Below are 17054 nucleotides of genomic sequence, written 5' to 3'. Positions count from 1 at the left end.
TCACAGTTTCCAGCTGATCGCCTGTTTCCGGCACTCCAGGAAAGTGCGGTAAATACCCGGTTTTGCAGCCAGTTCCCGATGGGTCCCGCGCTGGACGATACAGCCTTTATCAATCACCAGAATCTGGTCGGCGCTGCGAACCGTGGAGAGCCTGTGTGCAATGGAAATCAGCGTTTTGTTCCTGGTCAGTTCCGTAATCGCCTGAATGAGTTCATGTTCGTTTTCCGGGTCTACGCTGGAGGTAGCTTCGTCCAGAATCACAATGGGCGCATCCTTCAAAATCGCACGGGCAATGGAAATGCGCTGCTTTTCGCCGCCGGATAGGGTGGAGCCGGATTCGCCAATCACTGTCTGATACCCCTGCGGCAGTTTTTCAATAAATTCGTGGCAGCAGGCTTTTTTTGCCGCCGTAACCACTTCCTCGTGGGTGGCGGTTGGCTTGCCGAATTTGATGTTGTTTTCAATGGTATCGTGAAACAGATACACCTTCTGAAACACCATGCTGATCTGTGAGAGAAGGGAATCACAAGTGTATTCCTTTACGTTATGCCCGCCAACCAGCACTTCTCCGGCCGATACATCCCAAAACCGCGCCAGCATATTGCAGAGTGTTGTTTTTCCAGAGCCGGACGGCCCCACGAGGGCACAGGTCGTCCCCTGTGGAATGGTGAGCGATACATCCTTCAGAATGGGTCTGCTGTCATAGCCAAAATTCACATGACGAAACTCAATATTGAAATTTTCCGGCTGGATCGTTGTACCGTTTTCATCCAGCACAGGAATATCAGCAATCTGATCCAGGCGATCCAGCTGCGTTGCAAGCGTTTTACTTAAAAATGCTCCATCCCCCAAAAGTTCCAGCTCCATAAAAATCAAAAACGCACTGATTATAAACATCAAACAGTAGGGCAGGGTGATGGCGCCGGTTAAATAAAGCGCGGTTGTAAGCAGCACAAGAAGACAGCTGGTAACTTTATACACCGCCTCATAGGCTTTCATCAGCTTTGCGGTGGTAACTGTAACGGCAATGTTGCTGTGGCATTTGTTTTCAAAAGCAGCGTCCATTTTGCCCTTGCCGTCCCTGCCCTTGCCGAAGGAGCGAAGCACGGAAATGCCTTTGATGTATTCCAGCGCCGTACCCACCATGATTTCCTGTGCTTTCTGCATATCTCCGGTATGCTGGCCCGCGGCTTTCTTGATTTTCTGCAGAACCAGTATTCCCATGCCGATTCCGGCAAGAGAGAGCAGACCCACCGGCGGGCAGAACACCAGCAGCATGAGTGTCATGGCAAGAGCCTGCACAAAGCCGCCAACCAAAAAGGTCAGCGCAAGGGTGCAAGTACCCTCTAAATCCGAGATGGTTGTGGTAAGTACCGATTGAATGGTGCCAAGGTTGTTTTCTGTAAAATATCCCATGGGTGCGTGTTTGAGCTGATTGCCGATTTCCAGGCGCTTCTCCCGGAAAATTTCATAGCCGGAAGCGCTCATTTTTACATCGCTGAGATACTGGAACAAAAAGCGCCCCGAAATGCTTGCCAGAATGATGCACACCGCCTGCAGGATCACTGTGGGCGTGAGATGCTCAATGTTGAGCGTGATGAGCAACACAGCAAAGAGCATGAAGGAAACACAGCAGGATTTGAAAGCATTGAAAATCAGCCCTGCGATAATCCGTGGGCGATATTTCCCAGAAAGGGTCAAAAGCCGTTTAACGATCGAGATCATCTTCACTCACTCCGTCCTCGTCGGTGTCTGCGGTACGGACATCATCGCTCCACAGACGGTGATACAGTGGGCAGCTTTCCAAAAGCTGCTGATGCTTTCCGCTGCCTGCGATTTTGCCTTGCTCCATCACAAGGATGGTGTCTGCGTCCTGGACCGTGGCAAGACGGTGCGCCACCACGATCAGGGTTTTCCCCTTTACCAGCCGGTTGATGGCAGCTTGGATCAGCGCTTCGTTTTCCGGGTCGGCATGGGCGGTGGCCTCATCCAAAATCACTACATTCGCTTTTTTGAGCATGGCTCTTGCAATGGTAATGCGCTGGCGCTCCCCGCCGGACAGCCTGCCGCCTGCGTCGCCAGCTGTTGTATCATAGCCGTGCTCCAGCTGTAGAATGAAGTCGTGGCACTGTGCCGCTTTGGCGGCTGCTTCCACTTCATCGTCAGTGGCAGACGGATTGCCCATACGGATATTTTCCCGAATGCTCTCGTCAAACAGGAAGTTGTCCTGTGCCACATAACTGATTTCATCCATGAGCTGTTGAAACGGAATCTCTTTGATGCTTTTGCCGCCGTAGCATACCTGTCCCCGCGACGCATCCCAGAACCCGGCCATCAGCTTTGCAATGGTCGATTTGCCGGAGCCGGATGGCCCGACGATGGCTGTGACGGTTCCCGGCTTTATGGTAAAGGATACATCATCAAGCACTTTTTCCTCATCGTATGCAAATGTGACGCTTTGAAAATGGAAGGATTCTTTGGGATCAAGCTGTACCGGCCTCTCCGGACGATGCAGTTCTTCCTTATCTAAAAATGCACCAATTTGATCCAGGCAGGCATTGACTATACTGAACTGGTCGGAATATTTCCCGATTCTCATCAAAGGCGCAATAAGTCCAAGCGGAAGAATTAAGCAGGTGACAAAGACGGAAAGGGAAATATCTCCGTTCATATACAGCCATGCGCCAGCAGGAAGTGTTCCCAGCAGGGTAGACGGCATAACTGCCATCACAAACGCAGACCAAAACCAGCTCTGTTTCCACCATGCCAGTGTGCTGTCGTGAAAAAAGTTGATGGCATTGGTAAACTTCCCATAGGAAGCCGCGCTTTGATGAAACGCCTTGATGACCTCAATGCCGTTGACATACTCCACCAGAGTACTGTTCATCTCGTTTTGCGCTCTCATGTAGGTAGCGCTCTTGTTTTCATAGTCCCGCATCATACCAATATACCCCAATGCCCCAAGGGGAATCGTACTCAGAGAAGCCAGCCCCATGCGCCAATCCAGTGCAAATGAGACAATCAGGCAGCAAATCGGGGCAACAATGTTCGAGGCGATTTCCGGCATAAAATGCGCCATGGAATCCTCTAATTTTGATACAGTATCCACCATCAGGTTTTTCCATGCGCCCGTAGGCGTGTCCAGCACCACCCCTATGGGAACCCGCTGCATTTTATCGGCAATCAGGCTGCGGATGTTTTTCAAGATCCGATAGGTCGCCTTGTGAGACATAAACGAGGACTCGTATGTAAAAAACACCTTGCCTAACTGTCCAGCCAGTGCGATGAAAAACAGAAGAATTGCGCTCTGCATGGTAACTGTTTGCAGATAAATTTGCTGGATCAGCACAGTTACGACAAAAAAGGGCACCATGCCGAGGAGTTCACCCACTATCGCCAGAAAAGAGGAAAGGTACAATTTCCACTTACTCTCTCCGGCGTAATTGAGAAGCTGCCGGATCGCCCCCGGCTTTTTTTGATTCATAAAAACAACCCCCTTTTAGTTAGGGATGGCTAACTTATGTGCAAAAATAAATGGCATTCCGCCACTTATTTTTGCTTGATCCCAAGCAGACCGTACCAACCGTAATGATGGAAGGTAATAATATTATGCACATACTGCCCGGCCTGCTCATGCGGTACATCATGCAGGATACATTCACAGATCGCCGTGATGTAGCTGGTGGTAATGATGTGAATGTCCAATTCATTGGGCAGGTTATGAGCAATTCCGTTTTCATGCATCTTTTTTGTGAACGCAAGATTGCGCTTTGTATATCGCAGACTTGCGTCCTCTATAAAGTTTTCCACTTTCGAGCCGGCGCTGCACTTGAGCAGCAGTTGAAACGCTGCAAGGTGTTCATACATATACTGCACAAATTCCATGGCCATTCGATAAGACTGCTCTATGGAATCTGCTTGCAGTGCGTTTTGCAAATCTTCGGCGCTGTTTTGAGTGTGTTCCTCAATGTGATCCATTATGTCAAGCGTGTACTCATACACTTCTTTAACAAGTGTATAGAACAAATCCTCTTTGTTTTCAAAGTGGCGGTATATCGCCCCGGTTGTCACCTTGGCCGCCGCTGCAATGTCCTTAAGCTGTGTTTCCCGAAAGCCCTTTTTTAGAAATTCCGCCCTGGCACAATCCATAATCCGTTCCTTTGTTAAATCGGAACAGTAGCTCAAACCTGCTCCCTCCCTGTAGTGATTTTGATTTATTTTGATATTCTGATTATCTTCAATATCTAGAGTACCACTTCTGCATGGAAATGTCAATACACCGATGATCTTTCTCGAATATTGCATAGCCGGTTAATTTGTAAATGTTTATTGTAACTATAACGACAAAATACCCTTGATAGATCTCTTTCCAAAAACTTATCCTGCAAAAGTATGCCAATGAGAATGGCTTCCAGAACACCAGATTTTATGTGGACAATGGCTATTCCGAAGTGAATTTCAATCGCCCGTCCTTTGAGCAGATGATGGATGATATGAGCAACGGTGACATCGCTGTCAACGACGATATGGACACCAAGTATGAAAACAGCAACGAGCTGATGCCTTTTGATAATTTGTTCAATGAGCGACGGGTGCGGGACTGCAGCCGCAAGGTGCGGAAAGTGATGAACGCCAAGGTACAGCGGGGAATCCGAGTGGCTCATCTTTGAGCACACCCATGAAGCGCTGGTAGATCAGAAACCCTGATATATCGTACAGGCGGTACGATCCCATAAGCGCCGCCGGACAAATATGGATGAGCGGGGTATATTCTCTGGACTGGTATATTGCCCGGACTAAAGCGCGGCTGGCCAAAGCCATCTCCGCCACGGAGGAGCGCCTGGAGAAACTGCGGAGCAGCATGGCCAATGCCAAGAATTCTATTGCCAAGGACAGAAAGTCCACCGACATGACGGAACTGACCCCGGAACTGCTCCGCACCTTCGTAGCGAAGATCATCGTATATGAAAAAGAGGTCCAATACTCCAAACACGCACCGCAGAAGCTCCAAATCTGTTTCCGGGACTTCAATCTCAACGAGACAGACGATATGCTGGCCTGCGGGGAAATAACGGAAAAGGCAGGCAGTGCAATTACACTGCCTGCCTGGCCCAAGGACACGCTTCAAGCTACCCCTATCAGGAGTAGCGGAATCGGGCGGTCATTTTTGCATATTGAAATGAAAGTACAGGTTCACTCTAGCACCGCGCCCCGGGAGGCGGAAGTGACCAGCTTGGCGTACCGGGCCAGATAGCCCGTTTTGATGCGCGGCTCGGGGCAAACCCACTTGGCTTGCCGCTGGGCCAGGGTGGCCTCGTCCACCTGCAGCTCGATCTTGCAGGAGGGGATGTCGATGGAGATGATGTCGCCCTCCTCTACCAGGGCAATGGGACCGCCCTGGGCGGCCTCGGGGCAGACGTGGCCGATGGATGCCCCTCGGGTGGCGCCGGAGAATCGGCCATCGGTGATGAGAGCCACGCTCTCGCCCAGACCCATGCCGCAGATGGCGGAGGTGGGGTTGAGCATCTCGCGCATACCGGGGCCGCCCTTGGGGCCCTCGTAGCGGATGACTACCACATCGCCGGAGACGATCTTACCGGCATAGATGGCGGAAATAGCCTCCTCCTCGCTGTTAAAGACCCGGGCTGGGCCGGTGTGGGCCATCATCTCGGGGGCAACGGCAGAGCGCTTGACCACGCAGCCCTCGGGAGCCAGATTGCCCTTGAGCACGGCAATACCGCCGTCGGGAGAGTAGGGGTTCTCAATGGGGCGGATGAGCTCGGGATTGCGGTTGATTACACCCTCCAGATTTTCCTCCAGGGTCTTGCCGGTGCAGGTCATGACGGAGGTGTCCAGCAGACCCTTCTTGGTGAGCTCCTTCATGACGGCGTACACGCCGCCGGCCCCCTCCAGATCTTCCATGTAGGTGTCGCCGGCGGGAGCCAGGTGGCACAGGTTGGGGGTGTTGGAGGAGATCTTGTTGCTCATGTCCAGATCCAGCTCGATACCGCACTCGTGGGCGATGGCGGGCAGGTGGAGCATGGTGTTGGTGGAGCAGCCCAGGGCCATATCCACCGCCTCAGCGTTGTGGAAGGCGGCGGGGGTCATGATGTCCCGGGGACGGATGTCCTTCTTCACCAGTTCCATGATCTGCATACCGGCGTGCTTGGCCAGCCGCAGCCGGGCGGACCACACGGCGGGGATGGTGCCGTTGCCCCGCAGCCCCATACCGATGGCTTCGGTGAGGCAGTTCATGGAGTTGGCGGTGTACATACCGGAGCAGGAGCCGCAGGTGGGACAGGCGTTGTTCTCGTAGTCCTCCACGCCGCACTCGTCCAGCTTGCCCGCCTTGTAGGCGCCCACCGCCTCAAACATATGGCTCAGGCAGGAACGGCGGCCGTCGTTGAGGCGGCCGGCCAGCATGGGACCGCCGGAGCAGAAAATGGTGGGGATATTGACCCGGGCGGCAGCCATCAGCAGGCCGGGCACGTTCTTGTCGCAGTTGGGGATCATGACCAGACCGTCGAACTGGTGAGCCATGGCCATGGCTTCGGTGGAGTCGGCGATCAGGTCACGGGTAACCAGGGAATACTTCATGCCAATGTGGCCCATGGCGATGCCGTCGCACACGGCGATGGCGGGGAACTCCACCGGGGTGCCGCCGGCGGCCCGGACGCCGGCCTTGACCGCCTCGGCGATCTTGTCCAGATTCATGTGGCCGGGGACGATCTCATTATAGGAGCACACCACGCCGATGAGGGGACGCTCCAGCTCCTCCTTGGTATAGCCCAGAGCATAGAAAAGGGAGCGGTTGGGGGCGCGTTCCACGCCCTTGGTAACATTGTCGCTGCGCATGGGGAATGACCTCCTTCTATGTACCGCTTACGTTGTATGATAATGCTTGCATTGTCTGACTATATACTATATGATAGAAGGAGAACTGTCAAGAACTGACCGGAAGGGAAGTAGGGTATGGAGAAAAAAAGTTTGGCCCAGCAGACAGCGGAAGGGTTGTACAGCCGGATTGTGGTGGAGAAGGGACTGAAGTCGGGCGAGAAGCTGCCCAACGAGGTGGAGCTGGCCAGAGAGCTGGGGGTAAGCCGGGCCACCCTGCGGGAGGCCATCCGCACCTTGACTGCCCAGGGGGTGCTGGAGGTGCGCCGGGGCAAAGGCACTTTTGTGTCGGCGGCGGTAGAGGAGATGAATGACTTTGGCTTCTCCAGCCTGGAGCGGGTGCGGGGACAGCTGAGGGACCTGTTTGAGCTGCGCTCTATCTTTGAACCCAGGGCCGCCGCGCTAGCCTGCCAGCGGGCCACAGAGGAGGAGCTGGCTGACATCCTGGCCCGGGGGGAAATGGTGGAGCAGTGCATCCGGGCGGGAGAGGACCGGACCCAGGCCGACCGTGCCTTCCACGCCGCCATTGTCCGGGGCGCCCACAACGAGTTTCTGGTGCGGCTGCTTCCCCTCATCGATCAGGCGGTGTCCTCTGCCCTGATGGCGGGGGAACACCAGGAGCAGCTGGCGGAGGACACCTGCCGGGACCACGCTCTGCTGATGGAATTTTTCCGCAAGCGGGACGGGGAGGGGGCGGGCTATGCCATGGCCATCCATATGCGCCACTCCATGGATGTGATGGGGCTGGAGGAATGACAGTGGATTGACGAAGACGTTATGTATCTTTATAATAGGACATATCGTTTGAAAAACGAGGTGGTGGAATGCCCTTGGAAAAGCAGAACAGCTATGGACTGCTGAGCCGCTACCGGGGAGAGCTGATGGGACTGGCCATGTTGTATGTGATGCTCTTCCATGCCTATGAACTGAACATTGCCTTTCGACCCTTTCAGATGTTCCGGGCCCTGGGCTTTGCAGGGGTGGATATCTTCCTGCTGCTCTCCGGTATGGGAATCTGCTGCTCTCTGGCCCGGCGGGAACAGGAACCCTACGGACGCTATCTGGGCCGCCGGCTGCGCCGGCTGCTGCCCGCCTTTTGGCTGGTGGTGGGGGTATACAGCATCGCACTGGCCGCGGCAGGACGGATCACCCCTGATGTGATCTTCTGGAATTTGTCCACGCTGTATTACTGGATGAATGTGCCCGGCGGCTTCAACTGGTATATCTCTGTAATTCTGGTGTTTTACCTGGTGGCTCCGCTGTACTTCAAACTGTTTTGTCGCTGCCGCCATAAGGAGTGGCTGACCCTGACGATCTATCTGCTGGGATATCTGCTCTATCGGGTGACCTGGAGTGCCGGAGTGCTGCACCTGCCGGATTTTCTGCTGCGTATCCCGGATTTTGCCATGGGCTTTCTGGTGGGCTCCTATGTGATGGAGGGCAAAAAGCTCAGTGTCCGGCACCTGGCGGTGTGGGGGGCGGCGCTGATGCTTGGGATAGCTGTGGTACCGTGCTGGCGGGTCCAGCCCACCATTTTTCCGTTGACGCTTGCGATTACCGCAGGGGTAGTGCCAGTGTGCCTTATTCTGGGCAGACTGCTGGTCTGGTATCCCGGCCGGCGGGTGCCTGCCTTTTTGCGTCTGGTAGGGAGCAGCAGTCTGGAGATCTATCTGCTCAACGTGGTCATTACCCGGGAGTATAGTCTTCTGGCTCCCTGGCTGGACTACGATCCCAGACATATCAGTTTCTATCTCATTGCCTATACCCTCAATATTGCTCTGGGTGTGCTGCTCCACCGGGTGCTGGAGCGGATCATGAAGCGGTTTGCATCTAAATAAAAAGTGGCCCTCCAACCGGAGGGCCACTTTTTGTCATTCAATTAGTTGGAAGCAGTATCCAGGTCGGTGTCGCCGCCCCAGATCATATTCTTGCGCAGCTCCTCGCCCACGATCTCCATCTGGTGCTTCTTGAGCGCGGCACGCTTGGAGTTAAAGAAGGTGCGGCCGTTCTTGTTCTCGGCGATCCACTTGCCGGCGAAGGTGCCGTCCTGGATGTCGGCCAGCACGGCCTTCATATTTTTCTTGGTCTCCTCGTAGGGCAGCACCCGGGGACCGGACACATACTCGCCATACTCGGCGGTGTCGGAGATGGAGTAGTTCATGGCAGCCACGCCGCCCTTGTTGATCAGGTCAATGATGAGCTTCATCTCGTGGATGCACTCGAAGTAGGCGTTCTCGGGCTCGTAACCGGCCTCCACCAGAGTCTCAAAGCCGCAGCGCATCAGGTCCACCACGCCGCCGCACAGCACGGCCTGCTCGCCGAACAGGTCGGTCTCGGTCTCGTCGTGGAAGGTGGTCTCCATCACGCCGGCACGAGCGCCGCCGATACCGGCGATGTAGGCCAGGGCGATCTTGTAGGCGTTGCCGGTGGCATTCTGCTCCACGGCCACCAGGCAGGGTACGCCCTTACCGTTGACGTAAGTGGAGCGGACGGTGTGGCCGGGACCCTTGGGGGCGGCCATGAATACGTCCACACCGGCGGGAGGCACGATCTGCTGATAGCGGATATTGAAGCCATGGGCGAAAGCCAGGGCCTTGCCCTCAGTCATATAAGGAGCGATATCTTTCTTATAGACCTCGGCCTGGACCTCGTCGTTGATGAGCATCATCACGATGTCGCCCCACTGGGCGGCCTCGGCGACAGTCTTGACCTGCAGACCGGCCTGCTCGGCCTTGGCCCAGTTCTTGGAGCCCTGACGCAGACCGACGCACACATCGCAGCCAGAATCCTTCAGGTTCATGGCGTGAGCGTGACCCTGAGAACCGTAGCCGATGATGGCGATCTTTTTGCCGTTCAGATAAGACAGGTCACAGTCCTTCTCATAATACATTTTAGCCATAGTCTTTGCACTCCTTTGTCAAATGAAGGTTTTTTCTTGTCCCCGATGATAACACAGCGGGGAGGAAAAGAATGATAAGTATGATACAATCTCTGAAAAGATTTCGAGAGCGGGCCGCCGGTGGCGGCCTGGTGGCTTTTAAAGGAAGTTTTTGCCCAGATTGAATTCGGCTTGTTCTTTGGTCTCGTCCTCAATGGTATAGGCCCCTCGCTCCAGAGCCACCATACCAGTACGGACCAGCTCCAGGATGCCGAAGGCCTCCAGCAGTTTCTGCATGGCCTCTGCTTTGGTCTCATCGCCGATAAGGGCCAGGGTCAGGGACTTCAGAGATACGTCAATAATGGAGGCCCGGAAGATATTGGCAATCTGGATGACTTCGTTGCGGATGTCGTGGGTCTCCGCCTTGACCTTGAACATCACCAGCTCCCGGCGAATGGAGCGCTCCGGCTTCAATTCCTGAACGGAGTAGACAGGAAACTGCTTCCGCAGCTGATTCATGATCTGCTCGATCATGGGGGCGTCGGCCCACACTTCGATGGTGATACGGGAAACCGTGGGGTCATCGGTGGTGCCAACAGCCAGGGATTCGATGTTGTAGCCTTTGCGGGAAAACAGCCGGGAGACCTGGGACAGGACGCCGGCGGCGTTTTCCACCAGCACCGAAAGGGTGCGGCGGGTGGCGTTCATCTCATTCATATTCCACACCCTCCTCAGTCCAGAATAAAGTCGGTGACAGGGGTACCCGCGGATACCATGGGGTGGACCATGGCGTCCTTATCAATGGCGCACTCGATCAGATAGGGGCGGCCGGCGGCCACAGCCCGGCGGAAGGCCGATTCAAACTCCTCCTGAGTGGCGGCACGCTCGCCCTGAATACCGTAGGCCTCCGCCAGCTTCACAAAGTCAGGGCCCCGGTCCAGGTCGGTCTGAGAGAAACGCTTGTGGTAGATCAGATTTTGCCACTGGCGCACCATGCCCAGAGTCCGGTTGTTGAAGATCACGGTGATGACCGGGATGTTGTAGTGCTCGGCGGTACACAGTTCATGGCAGTTCATCCGGAAACAGCCGTCACCGGTACACTGGACCACCACCTTGCCTGGGTTGCCCACGGCGGCGCCCATAGCGGCGCCCAGGCCGAAGCCCATGGTGCCGAAACCGCCGGAAGTGATCAGCTGGCCGGGGCGGGAGAAGTGGTAGTACTGAGCGCACCACATCTGATGCTGGCCCACGTCTGTGGTAATGATGGCGTCCCCGTCGGTAACCTCCTGAATGGTCTCCAGGATCTCATGGGGGTGGAGGATATCGTCCTTTTTCAGGGGGATCTCCTCGTGGGAGAACACCCACTCCTTCCACGCGGGATAGTCATGGGCGGGCAGCTTGGCGTTGAGCAGCTCCAGCACCCGGCGGGCGTCGCCGATGATGTGGTGGTCGGTGACCACATTCTTGTCGATCTCCGCCCGGTCGATGTCGATGTGGACGATCTTGGCATTGGGGGCGAAAGTAGCAGGATCGGTGGCTACCCGGTCGGAGAAGCGGCAGCCGATGGCGATGAGCAGGTCACACTGGTCGCTGGCCATATTGGAGGCGTGGGAACCGTGCATCCCGATCATGCCGGTAAACAGAGGATGGTCGCCGGGACAGGCGCCGCCGCCCATAATAGTGGAGGCAACCGGGGCGCTGAGGGTCTCGATAAATTTGCGGAATTGGGGCACCGCGCCCTTGGAACGGATCACGCCGCCGCCCACCAGAACCAGAGGTCGGCGGGCCTCCTCGATCATATCCAGCAGAGTCTGGATATCTCCGGCATCGGGCTCGGGAGCTTTCAAATCGTGGCTGGCCCGGCGAAGCATGGCGGCCAGACGGCCGTGGTTGGGATGCTCCGCCAGGGGCAGGGGCTCATACTCCGCCTCGGCGGCGGTGACGTTTTTGGCGATGTCCACCAGTACCGGGCCCGGGCGGCCGGTGCGGGCGATGGCGAAGGCCTCCCGGATCACGTCGGCCAGCTGGTTGGGGTCCTTTACCAGGTAGTTGCACTTGGTGATGGGCATGGAGATACCGGTGATATCCACCTCCTGAAAGGAGTCCTTGCCAATCAGGTTTTCACTGACGTTGCAGGTAATGAACACCACGGGGGAGGAGTCGTAATAGGCGGTGGCAATGCCGGTGGTCAGGTTGGTGGCGCCGGGGCCGGAGGTGGCAAAGCACACGCCCACCTTGCCGGTGGCACGGGCGTAGCCGTCGGCGGCGTGGGAGGCGCCCTGCTCATGGGCGGTGAGAATATGCCGGATCTTATCCTTATAGCCGTGCAGCTCGAACTCGTCATATACATTTAGAATGGTGCCGCCGGGGTAACCGAATACGGTATCCACCCCCTGCTCCAGCAGACATTCCATCAGGATCTGGGCTGTTTTCATTCTCATGGTGGAAAAGACCTCCTTTGGCTGGTATGGGAGAAAAACAACATGGCGGCTTCGTCCCATAGGACGAAGCCGCCATAGCACTCCGTGGTACCACCTAACTTCGCGGGACAACCCCGCGCACTCGTGCCCCGGTAACGGAGGGTGACCGTCCCCGCCTACTGTATTCGGCGGGGCCGCTCCCGGGTGACCTTCCGATGCGGCCTCACGGGAGCTTACACCGACCGCTCCCTCTCTGCGCTTATGTGCCGCCCGTACTGTCCCGGTCATCGCATTTCTGCTGCTGCAAGTTGTTAGACATAATCATAACTTTCCCTGGGGGCTTTGTCAATCAACCTTTTAAAACTTCTGCATTTTAAACAAGTAAAGTGACGGAGGGCGGGACAGAATCCACGGTTCCGTCAACAGGAAAACCGGTTGGTATAATTTTTTCAAAGAGCAAAAATGGAGCAGAAGAATCTATGTTTTTAATAAAACTGGCAAGTTTAAATGAAAAACAGTAAGAAATTTGACGGTTTTAACTGGACAATTTATGTGCTTTGCGATATGATAGTTCTGTTTGAGATACCGGTCAAACAACTCAGAAAAATGGCCCGTGTGTGGGTCAGATTTGCGAGGTGGACCTATGAAGCAAAGCTTTTACGGCGGCGTGCATCCCCATGACCGGAAGGAGCTGGCACGCCACAAGGAGATAGCGCCTCTGAGCGCTGCTCCCAAGCAGGTGGTCATCGCTATGTCCATGCATATCGGTGCTCCCTGTAAGCCCATCGTTGCTGTGGGCGACCATGTCAAGGTGGGTCAGAAGATCGGTGAGATCGCCGGTCTGGGTGCCCCCATCCACGCTTCGGTCTCCGGCGAGGTCAAAGCGGTGGAGCCCCGCCCCTACGTGGGCGGCGGCAAGTGTATGTCGGTGGTGATCGAGAACGACTTCCAGGATACCTGGGGTTCCGAACTCATCCCTCATCCCGACTATACCAAGCTGAGCGCGGACGAGATCGTCAACATTGTGAAGGAGGCTGGCCTTACCGGTATGGGCGGCGCCGGCTTCCCCACTCATGTGAAGATCAGCTCCGGCATCGGCAAGGTGGACACTGTGATTCTCAACGGTGCCGAGTGTGAGCCCTACATCACCGCCGACCATCGCCTCATGCTGGAGCATGGCGAAAAGGTCATTGGCGGTCTGCGCATCCTCATGCAGGCCTTTGGCCTGAAGAGTGGCGTCATCGGTGTGGAGGCCAACAAGGAAGACGCTGTGGATCACCTGCGGGCTCTGGCTGGCGGTAAGGGAGACGTGACTGTGACCTCCCTGCGTACCCGTTATCCCCAGGGCGCTGAGAAGCAGCTGATCCAGAGCATCACAGGCCGTGAGGTGCCCCCCGGAGGCCTGCCCGCCCATGTGGGCTGCGCCGTGTTCAACGTGGGTACCGCCGCCGCTGTGTACGACGCCGTGGTGGAGGGCAAGCCTGTTACCCACCGGGTGATCACCGTTACCGGCGACGCCATTCAGGAGCCCAAGAACCTGCTGGTGCCCCTGGGTATGTCCTTCCAGGAGCTCATCGACGAGGCCAAGGGCTTCAAGGAGATGCCTGAGCGCATCCTCACCGGCGGCCCCATGATGGGTATCGCTCAGTATGACCTGAACGTCACCTGCATCAAGGGGACTAACGCCGTGCTCTGCCTCACCAAGCGCGAGGCCGCTCCCGTTGTGGAGGAAGAGGTCTGCCTGCGCTGCGGTCGCTGCGTCAACGTCTGCCCCATGCACCTGACTCCCGTGTATATGCATCTGTATGCCGAAAAGGGTATGTGGAAAGAGGCGGAGGCCCTCAACGTCATGGACTGCATCGAGTGCGGTTCCTGCAACTACATCTGCCCCGCCCGTATCCACCTGGTCCAGTCCTTCCGCGTGACCAAGGGTGAGCTGCGGAATCTGGCGGCCAAGGAAAAAGCGGCAAAGGAGGCGGCCAAAGCATGAATGAGGAAAAGAAGCTGAATCTGACGGTGGCCTCGTCCCCCCACGTGGCCTCCCCCATTGATACCCAGAACCTGATGCGCGACGTGCTCATCGCGCTGGTGCCCGCCCTGGTCATGGGTGTGGTGTTCTTTGGCCCCCGCGCCCTGGTTGCCACTTTGATCTCCGTGGTGGCCTGCGAGTTCTTCGAGTGGGCCTACCGCAAGCTGATGAAGAAGTCCTGCGCCAACCGCGACCTGTCCGCCGCCGTCACCGGCGTGCTGCTGGCCTTTGTGTGCGCGCCCACCCTGCCCTACTGGATGCTGATCATCGGCGATTTCTTCGCCATCGTGGTGGTCAAGCAGCTCTTCGGCGGCCTGGGCCAGAACTTCATGAACCCCGCCCTGGGCGGCCGTGCTTTCCTGATGCTGTGCTATCCTGTGGCCATGACCACCTGGATCGTGCCCGGCATCGGCGCTGACAAGTGGGCCGGGCTATTCTCCGGCTCCGTTACCATGGCCGGCGCCGATATCGTTACCGGCGCCACCCCCCTGGGCGCTGACTTCATGCACGGCGGCCTGCTGCCCAAGGCCTCTCTGCTGGACGCCTTCGTGGGCAACGTGGGCGGTTGTATTGGCGAGGTTTCCGCCCTCATGCTGCTGCTGGGCGGCCTGTACCTGATCTGGCGGGGCGTGATCCGCGCCCGCATCCCCGTAGCCTACATCGCTACTGTAGCCGTGCTTACCTTTGCCTTCCCCATGGGCGGCAACGACCGGCTCACCTGGATGCTCTATCAGCTGTGCACCGGCGGTCTGATGCTGGGCGCCTTTTTCATGGCTACCGACTATGTGACCAGCCCTGTCACCAAGAGGGGTGAGGTCATCTTTGGTATTGGCTGTGGCCTGCTCACCGTGTTCATCCGTTACTTCGGCGGCTATCCCGAGGGCGTGTCCTACTCCATCCTGATCATGAACTGCTGCGTGTGGCTCATTGACAAGGTGGGTAAGCCCAACCGCTACGGCGTTACCAAGGAAATGAAGGCTGCCGCCAAGGCGAAGGCCAAAGCCGGAAAGGAGGGCTAAACCATGAGTGAGACTGTAACCAAGAAGAAAGAGCCTGGCATGGCCACTCTGGTCATTGTGCTCTTTGCCATCTGTGCGGCTACCGCTTTGGTGCTGGGCCTGATCAATATGCTTACCGCTCCCTATATCGCGGCCAATAAGGAAGCCAAGACCAAGGCGGCAATGTCTGCTGTTCTCCCTTCCGATACTTATGAGCCTGTGGAGTACACTGGCGACGACCCCACCGTACTCAGCATCAACAAGGCCGGCGACGCCGGCTATGTGGTGGAGGTCAAGCCCGCCACCTCTTTCAGCGGCAACCTGATCGTTATGGTGGGCGTGGATCATGACGGTGCCTGTACCGGCGTGTCCATCACCAGCAGCGGCGAGACCTCCGGCCTGGGTTCCAACGCCAGCAAGCCTGATTGGCAGGCTCAGTTTGTGGGCAAGACCGGAGAGGTCAAGGTGACCAAAGACGGCGGCGAGATCAACGCCATTACCGGCGCAACCATCACCTCCCGCGGCGTGGCAGAGGCTGTTTCCAGCGCCATTGCCGCCGCGGCCAGCCTGGGCTAAGGAGGTATTGAAGAAATGAATGTAAAGAATCAACTGCGTGACGGCCTGTTTTTCCAGAACCCCGTCACCGTCCAGCTGCTGGGTATGTGCTCCGTGCTGGCTATCACCACCACGCTGTTCAACGGCCTGGGCATGGGCCTGTCGGTGCTGGTGATCCTCACTCTGGCCAATATCATCATTTCCATCCTGCGCAAGATCATCCCAAACAACATCCGTATCGCCTGCTTTATCGTAGTGATTGCCGGTTTCGTGACCGTGGTGGATTTGTGCCTGCAGGCATTCCTGCCCTCCCTGGCTGAGAGCCTGGGCCTGTTCATCCCCCTGATCGTGGTGAACTGTATCATTCTGGGCCGGGCCGAGTCCTTTGCCTACAAGAACGGTCCCGCCTCCTCCGCGCTGGACGGTATTTTCCAGGGCCTGGGTTATACCATGGTGCTGGTCATCATGTGCGTGGTCCGTGAGTTCCTGGGCAACGGTACCTTTGGCGGCGGCATTCTCAACGGCGGGGACGGCATCCGCATCCTGCCCGAGGGCATCCCCGCTCTGGGTATGATCCTGCCTGTGGGCGGCTTTATCACTCTGGCCTGTGTGATTGCCGCCATGCAGTACATCCTGAACAAGCCCAAGAAGGGCGATAAGAAGACTGAGGAGGTGGCCAAGTAATGGATTGGGCAAAACTGTTTACCATAGCCCTTGGCGCCATCCTGGTCAACAACTTTATCGTGGCCCAGTTCCTGGGCATCTGCCCCTTTATGGGCGTGTCCAAGAAGGTGGAGACGGCCTCCGGCATGGGCCTCGCCGTCATCTTTGTTATGGGTCTGGCTTCCGCCATCTGCTGGCCCATCAACAACCTGATCCTGGTTCCTCTGAACCTGACCTTTATGCAGACCGTGACCTATATTCTGGTCATCGCCTCTCTGGTGCAGTTCATTGAGATGTTCCTGAAGAAGGCCATGCCCTCCCTCTATGAGGCCCTGGGTGTGTACCTGCCTCTGATCACCACCAACTGCGCTGTGCTGGGCGTGGTGCTGCAGAACACCCAGAACAACTACAGCTTCATCGAGAGCGTGGTGTACGGCGTTACCGGTGGTATCGGCTTCCTGCTGGTCATCGTGATCTTCGCCAGCATCCGTGAGCGCATGGAGTTCTCCAAGTGCCCCAAGGCCTTTGAGGGCTTCCCCATCGCCCTGATGGCCGCCGGCCTGGTGGCCCTGGCCTTCATGGGCTTCTCCGGCCTGAAGGTCTTTGGTTAAGGGAGG

General features: G+C 56.7%; 16 protein-coding genes and 1 other annotated feature. Of the genes, 9 read left to right on the top strand and 7 right to left on the bottom strand.

The genetic code is table 11. The features are described 5' to 3' along the window. The 3 genes from WHJ28_RS06295 to WHJ28_RS06285 form a co-directional block, all read right to left on the bottom strand. Window positions 1-1725 (bottom strand): ABC transporter ATP-binding protein, encoded by a 1725-nt coding sequence (locus tag WHJ28_RS06295; RefSeq protein ID WP_340040737.1) that lies wholly within the window; start codon window positions 1723-1725, stop codon window positions 1-3. Continuing rightward, entirely contained in the window at window positions 1709-3484 is a 1776-nt protein-coding gene (locus WHJ28_RS06290) for an ABC transporter ATP-binding protein (RefSeq protein WP_340040735.1), read from the bottom strand. Before WHJ28_RS06290 ends, WHJ28_RS06295 begins: the two co-directional genes overlap by 17 nt. 65 nt (window positions 3485-3549) lie before the next feature. Beyond that, window positions 3550-4185 (bottom strand): TetR/AcrR family transcriptional regulator, encoded by a 636-nt coding sequence (locus tag WHJ28_RS06285; RefSeq protein WP_340040733.1) that lies wholly within the window; start codon window positions 4183-4185, stop codon window positions 3550-3552. Window positions 4186-4493: 308 nt separating this feature from the next. Here WHJ28_RS06285 and WHJ28_RS06280 point away from each other — a divergent pair, with 308 nt between their 5' ends. Both WHJ28_RS06280 and WHJ28_RS06275 read left to right on the top strand, forming a co-directional pair. Further along, the gene (locus WHJ28_RS06280) at window positions 4494-4670 is read left to right on the top strand and encodes a recombinase family protein (protein ID WP_340040731.1); all 177 of its coding nucleotides are present in this window, start codon (window positions 4494-4496) and stop codon (window positions 4668-4670) included. 86 nt (window positions 4671-4756) lie between these two features. Beyond that, window positions 4757-5254 carry a DUF4368 domain-containing protein gene (locus WHJ28_RS06275; RefSeq protein ID WP_340040729.1) on the top strand — a complete coding sequence of 166 codons (498 nt, stop codon included), beginning with the start codon at window positions 4757-4759 and terminating at the stop codon, window positions 5252-5254. Here WHJ28_RS06275 and ilvD read toward each other — a convergent pair. Then, entirely contained in the window at window positions 5194-6855 is a 1662-nt protein-coding gene (gene ilvD, locus WHJ28_RS06270; RefSeq protein ID WP_340040727.1) for a dihydroxy-acid dehydratase, read from the bottom strand. The genes WHJ28_RS06275 and ilvD overlap by 61 nt on opposite strands. A 117-nt stretch (window positions 6856-6972) precedes the next feature. Between ilvD and WHJ28_RS06265 the strand changes: the two genes are divergently transcribed. After that, window positions 6973-7650, top strand: a complete 678-nt coding sequence (locus WHJ28_RS06265; RefSeq protein ID WP_340040725.1) for a FadR/GntR family transcriptional regulator — start codon at window positions 6973-6975, stop codon at window positions 7648-7650. A gap of 68 nt (window positions 7651-7718) precedes the next feature. Further along, on the top strand, window positions 7719-8732 hold the full coding sequence (locus tag WHJ28_RS06260; protein ID WP_340040723.1) for an acyltransferase family protein: 1014 nt from the start codon (window positions 7719-7721) through the stop codon (window positions 8730-8732). Window positions 8733-8773: 41 nt separating this feature from the next. Here the strand turns inward: WHJ28_RS06260 and ilvC are convergent, their stop codons facing one another. From ilvC to ilvB, 3 genes are all read right to left on the bottom strand, one after another. Beyond that, window positions 8774-9793 carry a ketol-acid reductoisomerase gene (gene ilvC, locus WHJ28_RS06255; protein ID WP_340040721.1) on the bottom strand — a complete coding sequence of 340 codons (1020 nt, stop codon included), beginning with the start codon at window positions 9791-9793 and terminating at the stop codon, window positions 8774-8776. A gap of 138 nt (window positions 9794-9931) precedes the next feature. Then, window positions 9932-10489, bottom strand: a complete 558-nt coding sequence (gene ilvN, locus WHJ28_RS06250; RefSeq protein WP_340040719.1) for an acetolactate synthase small subunit — start codon at window positions 10487-10489, stop codon at window positions 9932-9934. A gap of 14 nt (window positions 10490-10503) precedes the next feature. Further along, a complete protein-coding gene (gene ilvB / locus WHJ28_RS06245) occupies window positions 10504-12213 on the bottom strand; it encodes a biosynthetic-type acetolactate synthase large subunit (protein ID WP_340040717.1) in 1710 nt (569 codons plus the stop codon). A gap of 56 nt (window positions 12214-12269) precedes the next feature. Continuing rightward, window positions 12270-12489, bottom strand: a binding site (T-box leader). 346 nt (window positions 12490-12835) lie between these two features. Here ilvB and rsxC point away from each other — a divergent pair. The 5 genes from rsxC to rsxA are packed head-to-tail and all read left to right on the top strand — an operon-like array spanning window position 12836 to window position 17048. Further along, window positions 12836-14182: an electron transport complex subunit RsxC gene (rsxC, locus tag WHJ28_RS06240; RefSeq protein WP_340040715.1), complete on the top strand. Its 1347-nt coding sequence runs from the start codon at window positions 12836-12838 to the stop codon at window positions 14180-14182. Then, complete coding sequence (locus tag WHJ28_RS06235; RefSeq protein WP_340040713.1) at window positions 14179-15240, top strand: RnfABCDGE type electron transport complex subunit D; 1062 nt, start codon at window positions 14179-14181, stop codon at window positions 15238-15240. Before rsxC ends, WHJ28_RS06235 begins: the two co-directional genes overlap by 4 nt. Window positions 15241-15243: 3 nt before the next feature. Next, a complete protein-coding gene (locus tag WHJ28_RS06230; RefSeq protein WP_340040711.1) occupies window positions 15244-15795 on the top strand; it encodes an RnfABCDGE type electron transport complex subunit G in 552 nt (183 codons plus the stop codon). Window positions 15796-15810: 15 nt separating this feature from the next. Beyond that, entirely contained in the window at window positions 15811-16458 is a 648-nt protein-coding gene (rsxE, locus tag WHJ28_RS06225) for an electron transport complex subunit RsxE (RefSeq protein WP_340040709.1), read from the top strand. Next, window positions 16458-17048 carry an electron transport complex subunit RsxA gene (gene rsxA / locus WHJ28_RS06220; RefSeq protein WP_340040706.1) on the top strand — a complete coding sequence of 197 codons (591 nt, stop codon included), beginning with the start codon at window positions 16458-16460 and terminating at the stop codon, window positions 17046-17048. Before rsxE ends, rsxA begins: the two co-directional genes overlap by 1 nt. Window positions 17049-17054 lie beyond the last annotated feature (6 nt).

Origin of the sequence: Flavonifractor porci (assembly GCF_037572415.1) — a bacterium.
Lineage (GTDB): Bacteria > Bacillota > Clostridia > Oscillospirales > Oscillospiraceae > Flavonifractor > Flavonifractor porci.
Note: the sequence above shows the minus strand (reverse complement) of the source record. Positions and strands in the feature narration are given on the sequence as shown.

Bases quoted from the DNA above. Each gene is read 5' to 3' on its own strand.
- WHJ28_RS06295 (WP_340040737.1), bottom strand. From the start codon at position 1,725: ATGATCTCGATCGTTAAACGGCTTTTGACCCTTTCTGGGAAATATCGC.
- WHJ28_RS06290 (WP_340040735.1), bottom strand. From the start codon at position 3,484: ATGAATCAAAAAAAGCCGGGGGCGATCCGGCAGCTTCTCAATTACGCC.
- WHJ28_RS06280 (WP_340040731.1), top strand. From the start codon at position 4,494: ATGAGCAACGGTGACATCGCTGTCAACGACGATATGGACACCAAGTAT.
- WHJ28_RS06275 (WP_340040729.1), top strand. From the start codon at position 4,757: ATGAGCGGGGTATATTCTCTGGACTGGTATATTGCCCGGACTAAAGCG.
- ilvD (WP_340040727.1), bottom strand. From the start codon at position 6,855: ATGCGCAGCGACAATGTTACCAAGGGCGTGGAACGCGCCCCCAACCGC.
- WHJ28_RS06265 (WP_340040725.1), top strand. From the start codon at position 6,973: ATGGAGAAAAAAAGTTTGGCCCAGCAGACAGCGGAAGGGTTGTACAGC.
- WHJ28_RS06260 (WP_340040723.1), top strand. From the start codon at position 7,719: ATGCCCTTGGAAAAGCAGAACAGCTATGGACTGCTGAGCCGCTACCGG.
- ilvC (WP_340040721.1), bottom strand. From the start codon at position 9,793: ATGGCTAAAATGTATTATGAGAAGGACTGTGACCTGTCTTATCTGAAC.
- ilvN (WP_340040719.1), bottom strand. From the start codon at position 10,489: ATGAATGAGATGAACGCCACCCGCCGCACCCTTTCGGTGCTGGTGGAA.
- ilvB (WP_340040717.1), bottom strand. From the start codon at position 12,213: ATGAGAATGAAAACAGCCCAGATCCTGATGGAATGTCTGCTGGAGCAG.
- rsxC (WP_340040715.1), top strand. From the start codon at position 12,836: ATGAAGCAAAGCTTTTACGGCGGCGTGCATCCCCATGACCGGAAGGAG.
- WHJ28_RS06235 (WP_340040713.1), top strand. From the start codon at position 14,179: ATGAATGAGGAAAAGAAGCTGAATCTGACGGTGGCCTCGTCCCCCCAC.
- WHJ28_RS06230 (WP_340040711.1), top strand. From the start codon at position 15,244: ATGAGTGAGACTGTAACCAAGAAGAAAGAGCCTGGCATGGCCACTCTG.
- rsxE (WP_340040709.1), top strand. From the start codon at position 15,811: ATGAATGTAAAGAATCAACTGCGTGACGGCCTGTTTTTCCAGAACCCC.
- rsxA (WP_340040706.1), top strand. From the start codon at position 16,458: ATGGATTGGGCAAAACTGTTTACCATAGCCCTTGGCGCCATCCTGGTC.